The sequence below is a fragment of the Levilactobacillus suantsaii genome, from assembly GCF_014069315.1.
Classification (GTDB): Bacteria; Bacillota; Bacilli; order Lactobacillales; family Lactobacillaceae; genus Levilactobacillus; species Levilactobacillus suantsaii.
The window spans coordinates 2,154,003-2,171,247 of sequence record NZ_CP059603.1; the positions used below are offsets into that span (position 1 = coordinate 2,154,003).

16 protein-coding genes are annotated in these 17,245 nt (G+C 52.2%); 7 read left to right on the plus strand and 9 right to left on the minus strand.

Annotated elements, in window-relative coordinates; genetic code table 11:
* Positions 1 to 46: 46 nt before the first annotated feature.
* Positions 47 to 964: a tRNA (adenosine(37)-N6)-dimethylallyltransferase MiaA gene (gene miaA, locus H3M12_RS10010; RefSeq protein ID WP_129031656.1), complete on the minus strand. Its 918-nt coding sequence runs from the start codon at positions 962 to 964 to the stop codon at positions 47 to 49.
* A gap of 180 nt (positions 965 to 1,144) precedes the next feature.
* Here miaA and H3M12_RS10015 point away from each other — a divergent pair, with 180 nt between their 5' ends.
* From H3M12_RS10015 to H3M12_RS10040, 6 genes are all read left to right on the plus strand, one after another.
* Positions 1,145 to 1,321, plus strand: a complete 177-nt coding sequence (locus tag H3M12_RS10015; protein WP_129031657.1) for a DUF3042 family protein — start codon at positions 1,145 to 1,147, stop codon at positions 1,319 to 1,321.
* A gap of 559 nt (positions 1,322 to 1,880) precedes the next feature.
* Entirely contained in the window at positions 1,881 to 2,897 is a 1,017-nt protein-coding gene (locus tag H3M12_RS10020; RefSeq protein ID WP_129031658.1) for an ABC transporter ATP-binding protein, read from the plus strand.
* Positions 2,894 to 3,868 (plus strand): ATP-binding cassette domain-containing protein, encoded by a 975-nt coding sequence (locus H3M12_RS10025; protein WP_129031659.1) that lies wholly within the window; start codon positions 2,894 to 2,896, stop codon positions 3,866 to 3,868. The genes H3M12_RS10020 and H3M12_RS10025 overlap by 4 nt, the downstream gene beginning before the upstream one ends.
* Positions 3,868 to 4,827, plus strand: a complete 960-nt coding sequence (locus H3M12_RS10030; protein WP_129031660.1) for an ABC transporter permease — start codon at positions 3,868 to 3,870, stop codon at positions 4,825 to 4,827. The genes H3M12_RS10025 and H3M12_RS10030 overlap by 1 nt, the downstream gene beginning before the upstream one ends.
* A gap of 15 nt (positions 4,828 to 4,842) precedes the next feature.
* Entirely contained in the window at positions 4,843 to 5,793 is a 951-nt protein-coding gene (locus tag H3M12_RS10035; protein ID WP_129031661.1) for an ABC transporter permease, read from the plus strand.
* Positions 5,794 to 5,927: 134 nt separating this feature from the next.
* The gene (locus H3M12_RS10040) at positions 5,928 to 7,739 is read left to right on the plus strand and encodes an oligopeptide ABC transporter substrate-binding protein (RefSeq protein WP_182150693.1); all 1,812 of its coding nucleotides are present in this window, start codon (positions 5,928 to 5,930) and stop codon (positions 7,737 to 7,739) included.
* 243 nt (positions 7,740 to 7,982) lie between these two features.
* Here H3M12_RS10040 and H3M12_RS10045 read toward each other — a convergent pair whose 3' ends face one another.
* From H3M12_RS10045 to H3M12_RS10075, 7 genes are all read right to left on the minus strand, one after another.
* On the minus strand, positions 7,983 to 8,393 hold the full coding sequence (locus H3M12_RS10045; RefSeq protein WP_182150694.1) for a rhodanese-like domain-containing protein: 411 nt from the start codon (positions 8,391 to 8,393) through the stop codon (positions 7,983 to 7,985).
* A 35-nt stretch (positions 8,394 to 8,428) separates the two neighbouring features.
* The gene (locus H3M12_RS10050; protein ID WP_129031664.1) at positions 8,429 to 9,400 is read right to left on the minus strand and encodes an ROK family glucokinase; all 972 of its coding nucleotides are present in this window, start codon (positions 9,398 to 9,400) and stop codon (positions 8,429 to 8,431) included.
* Between the two features lie 4 nt (positions 9,401 to 9,404).
* Positions 9,405 to 9,635, minus strand: coding sequence for a YqgQ family protein (locus H3M12_RS10055; protein ID WP_129031665.1), 231 nt, complete (start codon positions 9,633 to 9,635; stop codon positions 9,405 to 9,407).
* Between the two features lie 41 nt (positions 9,636 to 9,676).
* A complete protein-coding gene (locus tag H3M12_RS10060; RefSeq protein ID WP_129031730.1) occupies positions 9,677 to 10,309 on the minus strand; it encodes a rhomboid family intramembrane serine protease in 633 nt (210 codons plus the stop codon).
* Positions 10,310 to 10,381: 72 nt separating this feature from the next.
* Complete coding sequence (locus H3M12_RS10065; RefSeq protein WP_129031666.1) at positions 10,382 to 10,924, minus strand: 5-formyltetrahydrofolate cyclo-ligase; 543 nt, start codon at positions 10,922 to 10,924, stop codon at positions 10,382 to 10,384.
* Positions 10,925 to 11,080: 156 nt separating this feature from the next.
* On the minus strand, positions 11,081 to 11,230 hold the full coding sequence (gene rpmG / locus H3M12_RS10070; RefSeq protein WP_129031667.1) for a 50S ribosomal protein L33: 150 nt from the start codon (positions 11,228 to 11,230) through the stop codon (positions 11,081 to 11,083).
* Between the two features lie 127 nt (positions 11,231 to 11,357).
* A complete protein-coding gene (locus H3M12_RS10075; RefSeq protein ID WP_129031668.1) occupies positions 11,358 to 13,469 on the minus strand; it encodes a peptidoglycan D,D-transpeptidase FtsI family protein in 2,112 nt (703 codons plus the stop codon).
* Positions 13,470 to 13,904: 435 nt separating this feature from the next.
* Here H3M12_RS10075 and H3M12_RS10080 point away from each other — a divergent pair, with 435 nt between their 5' ends.
* Entirely contained in the window at positions 13,905 to 16,541 is a 2,637-nt protein-coding gene (locus H3M12_RS10080) for a YfhO family protein (RefSeq protein WP_129031669.1), read from the plus strand.
* An 80-nt stretch (positions 16,542 to 16,621) separates the two neighbouring features.
* Here H3M12_RS10080 and H3M12_RS10085 read toward each other — a convergent pair whose 3' ends face one another.
* Positions 16,622 to 16,924 (minus strand): HesB/YadR/YfhF family protein, encoded by a 303-nt coding sequence (locus H3M12_RS10085; protein ID WP_129031670.1) that lies wholly within the window; start codon positions 16,922 to 16,924, stop codon positions 16,622 to 16,624.
* Positions 16,925 to 17,245 lie beyond the last annotated feature (321 nt).

A 17,245-nucleotide genomic window follows, 5' to 3' on the forward strand; every position in this document is an offset into this window, starting at 1 on the left:
TAACATGAACCTCGTTTTCCGCCCCATCTTTAGTTAATCGTAAAAACTAATGCCCCCACCACCGGGTGACGAGATCCACCACCTGGTCCTGTTGTTCCGGGTGTTGCACGAGATTAAACCAACGGGCCATCGTCTGGTGCCGAAACCAAGTCAATTGTCGTTTGGCATAGTGGCGGGAATCTTGCTTGACGCGGTCGATGCCCGCCGCTAAGCGCTCAGGATCGTCTAAGACTGGTAAGAGTTCGCGGTAACCAATGCCACTGGCAGCGGGTAAGGCACTCCCACCCTGCTGGGCCAGCCAGCGGACTTCATCTAATAGCCCGTTTTGAACCATCACATCCACCCGTTGATTGATACGTTGGTACAGCAACTGACGGTCCGTGGTCAACGCCACATATTGCTCATCATAAGTCGGTCCCCCATTTTTCTGCTGGGAGAACAACTGGCCCGTGACCTGAATCACCTCTAGTGCGCGAACCGTCCGCCGGATATTAGTCGGCGGAATCTTCGCGGCCGCTACCGGGTCACGTTGTTGTAGACGCTGCCACAACGCTTCGGGGCCCTGTTCGGCGGCTTCCTGGCGTAACGTTTGCCGAATCTCAGGATCACCCGGCGCATCGGCTCCCAAAGCCAAGCCATCGAAGAGCGCCTGTAAATAAAAGCCGGTTCCCCCCGCGATGATTGGTAAATGACCCCGAGCCGTAATGGCCGTGATCAACGGCCGGGCGGCTACCACGAACTGGGCCACGGTAAACTGCTGAGTGACGTCACACACATCGATCAGATACTGAGGCACCACCCGCTGTTCGGCCGGGGTGGCCTTGGCCGTGCCAATATCCAGGTGGCGATACACCTGCATCGAGTCCCCAGAAATAATCTCACCATTGAATTTTTGGGCCAACTTCAAAGCCAACGCAGTCTTGCCGACCGCTGTCGGGCCCACGATGGCCAACACTTTTTCCATAATCAGGGTCCCCTCAATCTAAGATAAGTTAAGGGTAACATAGGACTGCCGCCCGCGCAGAAAAAATGTGGCCACCGTCCACTTAAGGCCAAATGGAGTTAAATCACTAGCTATTTCACTGCCAAGCCTGCATAATGGAAGCGGATAATTGATTTGCCCACTGAAAGGAGTTCACTTAAAATGAAACATTTTACCAAGGGGTTCCTCTTTGGGGTCGTGGCTACTGCCAGTGCCGTTGCCGGCGCCGTCTTCTCCTTTAAGAAAAAGGTCGTCCAACCCATCGAAGACCAAGAAGCTCGCTTTGAAGAAAACCGTAAAAAAGCCAACCGTAAGAGTCATGCCGCCCACCACGGCTAAGACGTCTCACCGGCCGACCGTTACCTGCGTTGCTGGATGCTAATTCATCCAACAACGCTTTTTTTGTCCAAAATTTGGCTCGTCACCAGTCAACTCTAACGGTGACTCCTACTGACTAGTAAGTGAAACAACCATTCCTACCAGGTGGTTCTTCCAGCAGTCGTCTACTCATTTAGTTAATAATTGGGGTCAAGCACGACGCAGGTTCAACACCATTCTGAGAAATCGTGGCGAGTCCGTACACATCTTGCTGCTGGCGTGGTCACCACGGCCATACCCCCAGGCCGTTGGTTAGTCCTGTGACCGTTCCTTGCTTCTGACACTTACTTTTTTCTTATCTTCCCAGGAGCCCGTGCTAATGCCCGCTTAGCGGTGATTATGAATAATTCATGAATAAAGTTTGAGGACTTTTCTCATAAAACAGGGTTGAAAATGAGAATTTGATTAACTATAATCAATCACAATAAACGATTATCAGATTAAAGCTTCATCAAAACGCTGATTACATTAGCGTTTGCCTGAAAATGAGAGATACATTAGAAAATGGGGGGGGCTTTCCATGGAAAATGCAACGAACTTTCTGAACATCCAGGACGTCAGCACCGCCTTTAAGATTAACGGGCGCTTTTATGACGCCATCTCACACATCAACCTGCAGGTCCACCGCGATGAAATTATGGCCATTGTGGGCGAATCCGGTTGCGGCAAGAGTACCTTGGCCACGACGATCATGGGACTCCATGACCCCGCCGAAACTAAGACTTCCGGCGTGATTGATTTTGAAGGGACCGATTTACTGCAGCTCTCCGACGACCAGTACAATGATTACCGGGGCGCTAAGATTGGCATGATCTTCCAAGATCCTTTGTCAGCCCTTAACCCGTTAAAACGCGTGGAGGATCAAATCAGTGAGGTGATGGACTACCACTCCGATTTGTCGCGCGATGCCAAGCACGCCCGGGTCCTCGAACTTCTGGACCAAGTCGGCATCGTGGCCCCCAAACGGACCGCCCGGCAATTCCCCCACGAACTTTCCGGTGGGATGCGCCAACGGGTCATCATCGCCATCGCGATTGCCTGCAAACCCGATTTGATTATCGCCTATGAACCGACCACCGCGCTCGATGTGACCATCCAAGCCCAGATCCTCGACGTCTTACGGGCGATTCAACAGGAGAACCACGCCGGCATCATCCTCATCACCCACGATTTAGGGGTCGTTGCCGAGACGGCCGACCGGGTCGCCGTGATGTACGCCGGACAGATTGTCGAAGAGGGTAGTGCCGAACAGATTTTTACCACCCCCCAGCACCCTTACACCCGTTCCTTACTACGGTCGATGCCCCAACGGGAAAACGAAAACGACGACCTGTACGTGATTCAGGGCAACGTGCCCTCCCTTCAACGGATGCCCCAAGGCGGCGACCGCTTTGCCCCTCGGATTCCCTGGGTCCCGCAAAGCGCTCATGAAGCCGAACCCACCATGCACACGGTGGCGCCGGGGCATTCGGTCCGCTGCACTTGTTACAAGGTCTTCACGTTTCCCGACCAGCAGAAAGGACCGGTGACCCCATGAGTTTAGTTGAAATCAAAAATCTTAAGGTCCACTACCCGATTCGGTCGGGATTCTGGAACCGCATCACCGACGAAGTCCCCGCTGTAGACGGTATCAGCTTCAACATCGAAGCCGGTGAAACTTATGGTTTGGTGGGTGAATCCGGGTCGGGCAAGTCAACGACCGGTAAATCCGTGGTGGGTCTCGAAAAGGTCACTAGCGGCCAGATTCTCTACAACGGACACGACATCACCCGCCGCAACAACCGGCGCAAGCTCGACTATAACCACGACGTTCAGATGATTTTTCAGGATTCACTCTCTAGTTTGAACCCTCGGAAACGGATTGAAGACATTATCGCCGAACCCCTGCGGAACTTTGAACATCTCAGTAAGCAAGACGAGAAACTGCGGGTCTTGCAACTTCTCGACATCGTTGGGTTAGATGCCGATGCACTGTATAAGTATCCTCACCAATTTTCAGGGGGCCAACGGCAACGGATCGGGGTCGCTCGGGCCGTGGCGACCAATCCCAAATTGATCATCGCCGATGAACCCGTGTCCGCGTTGGATTTGTCCGTGCAAGCTCAGGTACTGAACTTCATGAAAAAGATTCAGCGTGACTTCGGTATCTCCTACCTCTTCATTTCCCACGATTTAGGCGTGGTTCGCCACATGTGCACCAATTTGGCCATCATGAACCGCGGTCGCTTGGTTGAAATTGGGACCTGTGACGATATCTATAATCACCCGCTCCATATTTACACCAAGCGTTTGCTAGCCGCGATTCCCCGCACCGACGTGTCCCAACGCGCCGCACACCGGGCTTCCCGGTTAGCCGTTGAGGAAATCTACCGTGAGCAGCAGGATAAGTACTACGACGATAACGGACGGGCCTATCCGCTGGTCGCCGTGTCGCCGACCCATCAGGTGGCCCTCCCACCGGATATTGCCCAGCAACTTGCCCACCAGGAAAGCGAGGCGGACGTCTAATGTGGAAAACGATTTTACGGCGGGTCCTCATCATGATCCCCGAAGTCATTATTTTAAGTATTTTAGTCTTCTTACTGGCGAAAGCCATGCCCGGTGACCCGTTTACCGGCTCGATCAACCCCAAGGCGGACCCCGCCCAGATTCACCATTTAATGAAAATCAATGGGCTGTACGACCCCTGGTACCAGCAATACTGGAACTGGGTGGTCCATCTGTTCCACGGTAACCTGGGGAACAGCTACCAGTACCAAGAACCGGTCACCCGCTTGATTAGTAGCCGGGCGGCCAACACTCTCTGGTTAGCCTTACTGACCATGGTCTTGACCTACGCGTTGGCGTTACCCATGGGCGTCTTTGCCGGCCGGCATGAAGGAAAGTTACCCGACACGGTTATCCGGGTCTACACCTATGTGACCTACTGCATCCCCTTCTTCGTCATCTTGGTCATCGGTATCTGGATCTTCGGCTACGTGCTGGGGTGGTTCCCCACGACCGGGTCGATTTCGGCGGACGCGACTAGCGGCTTTAAATCTATCTGGTCTCGCGCCTATCATATTCTCTTACCGGCTATTTTGGGAGCACTGTTCAGTACCGTTAACATCGTCCAGTACCTGCGTTCCGAAGTCATCGATGCCAAACGTTCCGATTATGTGCGGACGGCCCGGTCCAAAGGGGTCCCGAACAAGGACGTTTACCGGCACCACATCTTCCGAAACTCCCTGTTACCTATCGCGGCTTTCGCGGGTTACTCCATTACCGGCTTACTGAACGGGTCGATCTTCACCGAGACCGTCTTCTCCTATCCCGGCATGGGCCTGCTCTTCGTGAACTCAATCAGCTATCGGGACTACACCGTCATCACCGCTTTGGTCTTAATTTATGGCATTTTGAACCTGTTAGGGACCCTGCTCTCAGACATCATCTTGAGTATTGTCGATCCCCGGATTCGGATTGAATAGGAGGTCGATAACACCATGGCAGAAAACTTTAACCGCAACACCAATGTCTCGGCTAACGACCTCGCCCGGCTTTCGCAAGAAGCCGAGGCTGAAGCCACGCCGTCATCGGCCCGCATCGTCTGGGACGAATTCAAGGCCGACAAACCCGCGATGGTCGCTCTAGTCATCGTGGTGGGCTTCATCCTCTTCGTGATGATTGCCAGTCTCTTTATCAACACGCCCAAAATGATGCAGACCAATATCATGGCCTACTTTGACCGCCCCGGCACCGACGGCATGTGGCTCGGCGCCGATTCCGCCGGTCGCTCCGTCGCCAAGCAACTCATCGTGGGGTCCAGAAACTCGATTGGCATTGCTATCGGGCTGACCGTGATCTCGTCCACCTTCGGGATCTGCTGGGGACTCATCTCCGGCTACTTCAACGGTTACATCGACTGGGGCATGCAACGGGTCTACGACTTCATGATGATGCTACCGATGACCATGATGATCATCGTATTGGTCACCATCATCCCGCACTATAACGCCATCACTCTGACGCTGATCTTCTCCATCTTTTACTGGGAAGGCACGTCCCGGTTGATTCGTTCGCGGACCTTGGCCGAATCGGAAAAGGATTACGTGGCCGCGTCCAAGACCTCGGGAACTAGCAATTTTAAGATTATCTTTCGCGAGATCATGCCAAATATCTCGTCACTGATCATCGTTGACACCACCTTGTCCTTCGCTGAAAACATCGGGGTCGAAACCGGGCTCTCCTACCTGGGCTTTGGCTTACCGACCCAGACACCGTCTTTAGGGACCATGATTGCTAACGCCAACGACCCCAACAACATCACCCAGTACTGGTGGACTTGGCTCCCTGCGGCGTTAGAGATCATTATTCTTTGTTTATCCATTAGTTACATCGGTCAAGTTATTCGCCGGGCCGCCGACGCGTCGCAACGTCAAGGCGCTGGCGACTAACTTCACTTCCACCCAGTTAAGGAGATGGTGCCATCCAGTTAGTGACGATATCCAGCTTCACCCAGCCCTGATTTCTTTTAGAAACTCCGACTGGTCACCCGTTCATGAGGATTTTATTTAAGGGGGAAACATATATGGTAAAAAAGAAATTGGCACTCTCGGCTATGGCCGTGCTAGCCACTTTGAGCCTGGCTGCTTGTTCCAGCAGTAGCAGTAAGAAGAGCTCATCTGGCGCCAACGACAACGCGTCCGTCAAGCTCTCCGAATCATACAACAACAAGGCGAAGAGCACGACGGCCGCTAACAACACCACGCTGAAGGTCGCCGAACCAAACGACTCGCCGTTCCAAGGGATTTCAGACCCCGTCTTGGCATCTAACGCGGAAGACTCCGACGTCTTTGCACCTGGTGGTTCAGATAGCCTCTTTAACGTCGACAAGAACTACAAGATCATCGACGGTGGGTTAGCTAACCTGCGGCTCAGCCGGAAGAACAATACGGCTACTATAACGCTGCGGAAAGACGCCAAGTGGTCGAACGGCGATCCGGTCACCGCTAAGGACGTGGAGTACCCTTATGAAGTGATTGCCAATAAGAAGACGACGTCACAGCAGTACTCTTCTGACTATGCTCGGATCAAAGGGATGGCCGCATATCACAGTGGTAAAGCCAAGACCATCTCCGGTATCACCTTCCCAGACGGTCAAAAGGGCCGGAAAGTGGTCATCCACTACTCCAGCATCTCACCAAGCATGAAGTTCAGTGGGAACTCCTTCCTCTGGGCGACCGTTGAACCTTACGAGTATATCAAGAACGTGCCAATTGCTAAGTTAGCCGCTTCCAAGCAAGTTCGGAAATCCCCAATCTTCACCGGGCCTTACAAGCTGGATAAAGTGGTCGAAGGCGAATCTACGACTTGGTCCCCGAACAAGTACTACTACGGCAAGCCGCCAAAGATCAAGCACATCAGTATCAACGTGGTTTCCTCGAACAACATCGACAAGGCTATCCAGTCCAAGAAGTATGACTTTACGGCTCCTGGTGGCGTCATGCACGGAACCGACTACAAGCAATTAAAGAACTTGAAGAATTACAAGATGGTCGGCAGTGCCGCTTTGAGTTACGACTACTTCGGCTTTAACGTCGGCCACTACGACACTAAGACAGGCAAGAACGTCATGGATAAGAACAGCAAGATGGCCAACAAGAACTTGCGGCAAGCCATGATGTACGCCTTGAACCTGGATCAAGTCACCAAGAAGTTTGGGTACGGCATGACTTGGCGGGCGAACACCCTGATTCCACCAATCTTCACGAAGTACTGGGATTCTTCCGAAAAAGGCTTCCCGTTGAACCTGAAGAAGGCTAAACAGCTTTTGAATGAAGCCGGCTACAAGAAGCGTAACGGCAGCAAGTGGCGGAGCGATCCGAATGGTAAGAAGTTGACCATCTACTTCGGCGCCATGACCGGGACCTCCGCGCAAGCCGCTGAGTACCAAGATTACCTGCAACAATGGCACAAGATTGGCTTGAACGTTCAGTTGACCGGTGGCAAGACCATGGAAATGAACAGCTTCTACTCCACCCTGCAATCGCCAAAGCAAAGCAAGATTGACGTTTACGCCGCTGCCTGGGGGCTGTCTTCCGAACCAACGCCAACGCAACTGTACGGGGTTGAAGCCCCTTACAACATGGGTCACTTCGTTTCGAAAGAAAACACGAAGTTGATGAATGAAATGAACAGTGAGAAGGCTTGGAACGATAGCTACCGGACCAAGATCTTCAAGAAGTGGCAAGCTTACATGAACGAACAGGCCGCCGTGGCCCCTGGTTCCTTCGCTTACACTTGGAGTCCAGTTAACAAGCGGGTCAAAGGCTACAACATTGACCCATCCAACAACGAGTTCTGGAGCAACCTGTCGTTGACGTCAACGAAGATCCAGTAAGCGTTATGCCTTAACGTTTAATCGCAAGGTCTCCTGTGAGGGACCCGCAAAGCCCCCGGAACACCTCTCGTCAGTGTTCCGGGGGCTTTCGTGTGCGCAATAAGCCGGTACGGTGCTTAACCAGCGCCTTGAAATACTATTTCCGTCTAATTCCCCACCGCCAAGTTAACAACCGTTAAACGGCCAATTAGAGGCCAAAACAGGCAGGCCCCCTCCACCTCTGGAGTTGACCTGCCTGTTAGCTTAATACTTACTTTTTTTGGTTTTACCTTCCCAGCGAGCGTAACCGGTCTTCAAGATATAGATCTCCTGAAAACCCGCTTTGCCCAGGGTAATGGCTGCCCGGGTACTCAACGTCTTGCCTTGGTCGTAAAGATAGACCGGCAAGTCGGGCCGAAATTGGTTTTGCGCCGTCCGGAAGGTTGAGAACGGAATGCTGCGAGCGCCTAGGATGTGCCCCGCTTTAAAGTCCTTCTTTTCACGCAGGTCGACCACTTGGGCTTTGCGCATGCCTTCTTGAAAGGTTTTTTCATCAATCAGGGTCGCGACCCGGTTGCGCCGGATAACCGTGCTGAGTTGCCAGCCCCCCCAGATGACCAAAATCAAAATCAAGACGATGGTATAAATCGTCCATCCAGAAACTGCAATTACCAAAACAAAATCGTCCTTCCTTGACGGGAAACCCGCCTCTAATTAGTCTTTTGGAACCGTAATGCCAGTGACGCGGCCCCAATCACCCCGGCATCGTTGCCAAGTTGCGCTAAGCGTAATTTGGTCGTATCCCGGGCCGCCGGAAAGGCGTTTTCTTGAAAGTAACGGGTCGTCGGTTGCAATAACGTGTTCCCGGCGTTCGACACGCCGCCCCCAATGGTGATGTTCGCAGGGTTCAAAATATTCGCCACGTTGGCGAGGGCTAGGCCTAAGTAGAACGTGACCCGATCCACCACCTGGTTAGCCAGGATATCACCGTTGTCGGCTAAATAAAAGACCATCTTGGACGTAATGTTTTCTTGATTGTCTTCCATTTCTTTCAACCGCGACGTGCCCAAGAAATCCTTAGCCATATCCGAGGCCACGTGGACAACCCCAGTGGCTGAGGCATACTGTTCCAAGCAGCCCCGCTTGCCGCAATTGCACAAGTACCCGTTGGGTTGGACCGTGACGTGACCGAGTTCGCCGGCCCCGCCGTTGCCCCCGTGTAAGAGGCGGCCACCAGCAATGACGCCGCCCCCGACGCCGGTACCCAGCGTAACGAAGACCACATCTTCATCCTTTTCGCCAGCACCCTTCCAGTACTCACCTAAAGCCGCCACGTTCGCGTCGTTATCCAACACGAAGGGAAGACCTAAGCCAGCCTGGACCTGGTCGCGCACGTGTTGACGCTTCTTCCAGTTCAGGTTGACCGCAAAGAGAACGGTTCCATTTTCAATGTCCACCGGTCCGGGGACCCCCATCCCCACCCCGAGGAAATCAGCCGGGGTAAATTCCGAACTGGTGATATGTTCGGTGACCGATTGAATCAGGTTCGGGACGATATGACTGCCATCATCATCCGTATTAGTTGGGATACTCCACTTGGTTAGGATCTCCCCGTCAACAGAAATAAACGCTATCTTGGTGGTCGTACCACCCAAATCAATTCCAATTAAATTCCGTGCCATAGTCCTAAATGCCTCCAATGGATTGGTGTTTATCTCGTGCCCGTTGTTCCTCAATTCGGTGTTCATGTGTCAGGACTAATTTTGCTTGAAGAAAGGTCGGCTCATCGACCAACCTTGCTTGCCGCAAGTGGTCTAGCTCTAATGCCATGACTTCAATGTCCCACATACGCTTGCCCACGTAGACATAAATCCCGAAATTTTTAAGTAACTGCTGAACATCATATAACGTTCTCATTGTCCCACAACCTCCGTTAAATTGCACGATACATTTGTAAACTACTGCGCCATCCCGTGCAAATATAACCAGGCGTAGCCGCCAATGAGCACGACCGTCGCAATCACCCGTTTAACTACACTGACCTTGCCGATTCGGGGCACGCCGACCAGGTAGGCCGCCAAGAACCCGGCGACTAACCCACCCAGGTGGCCAGCGATATCAATGCCGGGACTGAAAACGTCCACGGCCAAGTTCATCACGATGAACAACAAGAAAGTATTGGCCAACTGCCGAATCACCGGATTTTGCCAGAAGGATTCTCCGAGCATCATAAACGCGCCAAACAGCCCGAAGATGGCAGTACTGGCCCCCGCCGATAAACTGGTTGAAAAACAAAAACTGGCGATGTTACCGCCGATGCCAGCCAGCAAGAAGATGCCCAGATAACGTAGATGTCCGAAGGCTGCTTCCAGCTGCATCCCCACGAAGTACAGGGTAATCATATTCATCAAAATGTGGGTAAAGCCCATGTGGAGAAAGACTGGCGTAATCAAGCGCCACCATTGTCCCTGTTGAATCAACGCATTCAATTTAGCCCCAAAGGTAATCAAAACGTTGATATTGGTACTCCCACCGGCCAGCGTCATGCCTAAATAGACCAGCACCATGATCACGATCAACCCCACGGTCATATATGGGGTCTGGTCCAGACGCCGGAACCAATTTCGTTGTGTTGTCACCAAAAAACTCCCCTCATTAGCCCGTTAGGCCTTAATTACAGCATCTAGTAACACGTCAAACGATTCGACCGGCCAAGTCGGTTGCCCCACCTGCTGGGCGGGCAACGCCAAAGCCACCTTGTAGCCCGTGGTTCGGGGCAAGTAGCGATCGTAATAGCCCCCACCAAAGCCTAGCCGTTCACCATTCGGCGCAAATCGCAAGCCAGGGACCACGATGAGGTCCAGGGCATGTGGCGCTAAAATCACGCCGTCCTGAGGCTCTTGGAGACCGAACTTAGTGGTTATGAGCGTTGTTTTCGCCGTCAGCGGACGAAACGCCATCTGCCGTTTGGGCAACGTCTGTGGCACCGCCACAACCTTGCCTTCGGCTTGAGCTCGGTCGATAATTGGCTGAGTAGGCAACTCCAAGGGCCCACTCAAGGTCGTAGCGACCGTTTGAGCGGCCTGCCACTGCGGCGTCGCAAATAAGGCGTGATAGAGGCGCTGAGCAGCGGCTTGCCGGTCAGCGGGTGCCAACTGTTGTAACGCTTGAATCGTTTGTAGGCGCACGGTGGCTTTATCGTCCATGAGCAATTTCTCCTTTACGTGTTCCTAGACCGTTACTGTCGATATTACCCGGCTACGCGATGAATAGCAACTGACTTGGTAGTCACCGCGACCTTTAAGTCAATCGCCCACCAAACGCCGGGAAACAAAAAAAGGTGCGGACTTTCGCCCGTACCCTTACTTAGTTTCACGATGCAAAGTTACTTTCCGTTGACGCGGGCAGTACTTCTTGAATTCAACCCGGTCCGGGTTATTACGCCGGTTCTTGCTGGATAAGTAATTGCGTTCGTGGCATTCCGTACATTCTAAAGTGATGTGGACACGCATGTGGGTAACCTCCCAACTTGTTCAGAATTACAGGCTTGAGCCTTAACTCGTAATATATTACCATTAATCGGCCATAATTACCAGCCCATTGTCTAAATAATGTTAAGGAAAATTACTTTACACGTGATTATCCCGCCGCGTTCTGCGCGGACCCGGCCTTGGTGGCCTTCGTTGGGTTCGTCAGCGTCGACTTCGACTGAACGGTCTTCCAGTAGGCCGAGTAGATTTTCTTGGCCAACTGCATGTTGTTGTCTTCGTCGTCCGTGCTCAAGTTCGGCATCGCTAACGCCACCACGACCTGTGGATCATTAGATGGCGCGTAGGAAGCCAGACTCAAAGTGACGGTGGAGTGACCCTTGTAGTAGGTTTCGGCCGTCCCCGTCTTCGCGGAGATTCCTGGTGAGATTGAGGCTAATTCGGCCCCCGTCTTGTAAGTGTTAGTCCCATGGACCACGTCGTACAAGCCTTCCTTGACCAATTTCTTTTCGGCAGCCGTCATATCGATCGTGTTCAAGACCTTCGGCGTCACCGTCGATTTGACCTTTCCTAGTTTACCACTCGACGTGGTCCCCCGGATGGCCTGGACCACGTGCGGTGCGATCCGCGTCCCACCGTTGGCAATCGTCGACATGTACTGAGCGACCTGCATCGTCGTGTAGGCGTCGTAGTTCCCGAAGGACAGGTCAAGCGCACTCCCGATGTAAGTCTTCGAACTGGCCCCTTCCAAACCAGAGCTTTCACCCGGCAAGTCGATACCAGTTTTGACTCCCAGCCCAAATTGGTTGAAGTAACCCCGTTCGATATCGAAGGCTTTCGTGCTCATGTTCAAAGCACCACCAGCTTTGTAAGTGAAGCCGGCTTCCTTCATGGCTAGTTGCATCATGTAGGAGTTAGACGAGACTTCTAGCGCCGTAGCAGCATTCAACGTTGTGTTGGCATTCCCACTGTGGTTGAACCACGACGACTTCTTCACGCCCCCGGTGTTGATGACTTTATCGGTCAAGGTACTGTTGGACGGCGTAATGACCCCTTTCATCAAGGCCCCGGAAACCATGGCGCCCTTGACGACCGACCCCATGACGATGTCACTGTTGATGGTCCCCAGCGCGTTGTTCGTCAGCTTGCCACTCGACGGGTTCCGGTCGACCCCAGCGATACCGATTACGCCCCCGGTGTTCGGGTTCATAACTACCGCGTAGGTCCCAGTAGAATAGCCCCCCGCACTCGATTCAGCGGAACGGACCAACTTCTGCAGCTTCGACTGGAACTTCGAGTTGATGGTCAATTGCAGGTTGTCACCCTTTTGACCACCGTACTTCTTGACTTCCTTGGTCACCGTGTTGTTGCCGGCGACTTCGACTTGTTTCTCAGCCTTGGTTCCCCGTAAGACAGATTCGTATTCCTTTTCGAGATACGATTGGCCGACACTGTCGTTTCGTGAGTACCCTTGAGCCAGTAACTCGTTGATCTCATCACTCGGAAGCCCCGACTTTTCGGACGAAACGGTCCCAATGATCGACTTGATGGAATCCCCGTTCGGGTAATCCCGTGACCAACTTGTCCCGACTTTGATTCCCGGCATCTCGGACAAATGTTCTCCAATCTCCGCAATTTCACGACTGGAAACATCTGAGTCTTTAATATACGTGGTGGACAGCGCGTAGGCTCCGCTCATCTTCGCAAAGATGGCCGCCGCGTTTTTCTGGGCTGCGGTCAGCTTGAACGAGGAATCGTTTTCCAAGTAATTTAACGCCTTATTGTACCGGGTAGAAGAAGAATACTGCTTGATCTTAGGAATCTTCTTTTCCACGGCAGCTAACCGCTTCGTATCGGTCAGATAGTAATCGATTGCTTGCCGTGGGGTTAATGAGCTGGTGGACACCGTTAAGTACTTGCTCAGCCGGTTGGCGATAGCGTACATGTCGGTCGATAATACGTTGACCCCTTTGGTATACGAAATCGCTTGGTGGGCTTTATTGCCGACCAAGACCCGACCAGTCGAGTCGTAAACCATCCCCCGTTGAACGTTAGTGGTTTCAACGGTGGTGTCCGTCTGGTTAACGACCGCTTTAAACTGAGCCCCGTAGATTACCTGCAAATACGCCAATTGACCAATCAACGCCGCAAATAACAGGGCTACGATAATGAAAAGAAAGTTTAACCGAAACGGGATGGAGGACTTTTGCGGACCTCGCGACTGCCGATTGCGGTTACTAATCCGATTATAAAAATTCTTCACAACAGCTCTGCTCCTTATTGTACTGCTACCTATTCTACCAAACTTCGGTAAACTCCACTATCCCACACCAGAATTTAAGCAAAAATTTAAGCCAGTTTTCGCCATGCTCATCGCTACGTGCTGCGGTCCACCTAACCGCCCACCAAATTTTAGCGAATCTTTAGACCGCAGCCAAATAACCTGACCCAATCAGTTTGTTCCGTCAGATAACCACAGCCTAGATGGCCTGGTCATCGCGTCTTTAAGCCTAATTCATCGCGGTTCAGAATCGTTCACCAAGCGGCGTTTTGGCTCCGATACGCCCCAAGAGGCACAGATACCGGGGTACTTCCGATAGGTCACCAGCGGATTCTATGCTATTCTAGGTAATTGAGAACAAAATGTACAGGTTCCCTCAGAACCTTTTATACTTTCTAAAGATTGAGGTGGCTAGCTTTGCCAGAAAGAAAACGGCGTTGGGCCTTCACTGCCAAACAGTGGACCCTTTTGGGAGCATTCCTCACGCCTTTCATTATTATGACGGTCTATTTTGCGTACCGCCAGATGGCCCCCTTCGGTAGTAGTAGTTTACTGACCGTCGACTTGGGGCAACAATACGTGGACTTTTTCGCTTACCTGCGGCGCGCCCTGTTGCACGACCCTGGTTCCATTTTTTACTCGTTTAGCAACGGGCTTGGAGGCGAGATGGTCGGGACCTGGGCTTACTACCTGTTAAGTCCCTTGAACCTGCTCTTACTGGCCTTTCCGGGTAATACGTTGACTAGTGGGATTCTACTCATCACCGTACTTAAATACGGATTAGCCGGGCTGACCTTCGCGTGGTTACTGCTCAAAGTGACGCCACAACGGGGGCTGATTGCCATCACCCTGTCGACCGCCTATGCCTTGATGGGTTGGGCCATCGCTAACCAACTGAACATCATGTGGCTGGACGCCATTGTCCTGTTGCCCCTGATTTTCTACGGGTTATTGCAGCTGATGATCACCGGCCATTGGAAACCCTACTTGATCTGGCTTCCCATCATGCTCATCGTCAATTACTATATGGCGTACATGATCTGCTTGTTCCTGATTCTGGCGTTTATCTGGTTGGCCGTCGATAAATTCTCGACCTGGCGTAATCTTGCCGTCCAGACTGGCCGGTTTGCGGGGGCGTCTCTTCTAAGTGGGGCGTTGGTCGCCGCTTTACTACTGCCGACCTGGTGGTCCTTGACCCAAAGTAAGGTCCAATACACCATCCAGTCCTTCAAGTGGCACTTCGAACTAGTCCCGTTCAAGACACTCTCCAAATTCTTCTTGGGGGCGTTCAACTTCGACCAGATGCCTAACGGTCCCGCCAACATCTTTATCGGGGCTTTGGCCGTACTCGGCGCACTGTTCTTCTTCGTCGATCGGCGCATTGCCTTAAAGAGTCGGTTAGCCGCCGGTGTTGTGACCGTCTTTTTGGCCCTCTCCACTTGCCTGCAACCGTTAGATTTGCTCTGGCACGCCGGGCAATTTCCGGTTTGGTACCCGTACCGCTTCTCCTTTATCATCTGTTTTTGGCTGATTTGGCTGGCTGCCCAGACGCTGACCCTCGACTTTCACCCGGGACCGATTGCTATTGGCGCCGTCGTGGTCGTGGTGGCACTCGGTTGTTACTACGTCGAAGCGCACCTCAAAAGCTTCAAGTACCTTAAAGCTAACCAATTCTGGTTGGGTATCTTGTTCGTCGTCTTCGCGTTGATTCTCGCGACCTTCCCGTATAAGAAACACTGGATTTATCCGGTAATGCTCTTCGTTATTGGGGTGACTGAGGTCACGGCGAACGCCTACATGGATTTGAACAACATCAGCTACGTTTCACAATCGGAATATGGAAATTACACTGCGGAACTCCAACGACTCGTCAACAAAACGACTAAGAGCGACCACAGTTTCTACCGTATCGGCAAGACTTTTGAACGGACCAAGGGAGACGCCTTTCAGACCGGTTTCAACGGCGGGTCCGTCTTCTCCTCGGCCTTGCCAAAGACCACGCCCACGTTTATGGGGAACATCGGGAGTCCCGATGGCGATGGTTTTGTCGAGTACAGTAACGGGACTTTGGTCACCGATTCGCTGTTGAACATGAAGTATTACTTCCAAGACAAACAACTCTCCGGAGCGTTGAGCGGCACATCGATGCTGCCCGCCTCCAGTAACAAGGCCGACCTCGCTGACTATAAAGTCGTTGGCCAAGACACGTGGGCCAAGCGCTACAAGAATCCGTATGCCCTGTCGATGGGCTACGCGGCCAGTGATGATATCCTCACGCTAAAAGACAAGACAGCCGACCCGACACAGTATCAAGCAAATTGGCTGGCCGCCTTGACCGGTAATCAGCAGGATAAGCACCTCTTCACCGCCGAGAACTTCGACCAGGTCGCCTTCCAAAACATCAACCAACAAAGTAAGATTACTGGCGCCATGTTGCAGAAGAAGAGTCTGGTCAAAGATGGTAGTATCACGCTGACCTTTAAGCCTAAGGACAACGCGGCTTACTACCTAACCATGGGATCGACGGTCAACCCGCAAAATGCGACCTTCACGTTGAACGGTAAGGCCTTGGCACAATACCCAACCTACCGGAACACTATCATCGTCAGTGCAGCGGATCACGATAAGGGTAAGACCATGAAGCTGACCATCAAGCTCAAGAAGGGCTCGTTGTGGCTGCAAAACTTCACCCTATATCGGTTGAATACCCAGCGATTCAAACAAGCCGTCCATAAGTTACAACAACACCCGTGGAAGCTCAGTCACCACTCTGACCGCAACTTTAACGGGACCGTCACCGCGACTAAGAACAATCAGGTGCTCAACACCTCGATTCCTTATTCGCCCGGCTGGCACGCAACCGTCAATGGCAAGTCCGTCAAGACTTACAAGACGATTAACATGTTTACCGCCGTTAAACTTAAGAAGGGCACCAACCACGTCAAGCTCACTTACTGGCCACCCCTGTTGAATTGGGGACTGCTTATCAGTGGCTTGAGCCTGGTACTGGTCTTCGGTAGCTGGTGGTGGCGCGCCCATCGGCGTCCCCGCTAAACCAACCGTTAAATAAATGCTTAAATAAGGGCGTGAGGCTAAAGTCTCACGCCCTTATTTGTCGCGGTTTTCCAATCACCTTAAAGTTCGCCATTTTCTGTATAGTCATACTTAGGACCGTCTGTCTTTTCGTCATAGTCAACCGTTAAGTCGTAACCGATAAAGAACCACTCGTCACCCTCGGTGATGTAGTAAGTTACGTCGTCTTTGGACTCGGTCACAACGGGGTCGCGGGGATTATCGTCAGGGGTCATCCCCAAAGAAAAGCCCTGGTGGACCGGCGTCTTGCCGTAGACCTTACCGAAGAACCGGATGCCCCGGCCCGTCATGCCCATTTCTTCGCGAAACCATTTACTAGCTGCATCCGTCACTGTAATTTTCATATTAAACCCCTCTTAACCAAGACTTTGTATCCGTTTTCACCTCCCTTTATACCATGAGTTAAATAGTTTTGGCAAGTAAATCGCCCAACTTAATTGTTATCAATTTAATTGTAAACAATGGTCCGTTTAATTCTCCCGAACGACAATCATGAACAACGGGTTGGCTTCTAAACAGCGCCAATAACCCGCTCCTACTAACCCGAACAACATCGTTTTCGTGGAATTAGTCGACCCCTGCCAGCAAAAATCAATTTATATTGAGGGATTGTTCTCATCAAAGCTAGACCCCACCACCAAAAACGGTCACCCTTATTAAAAGAG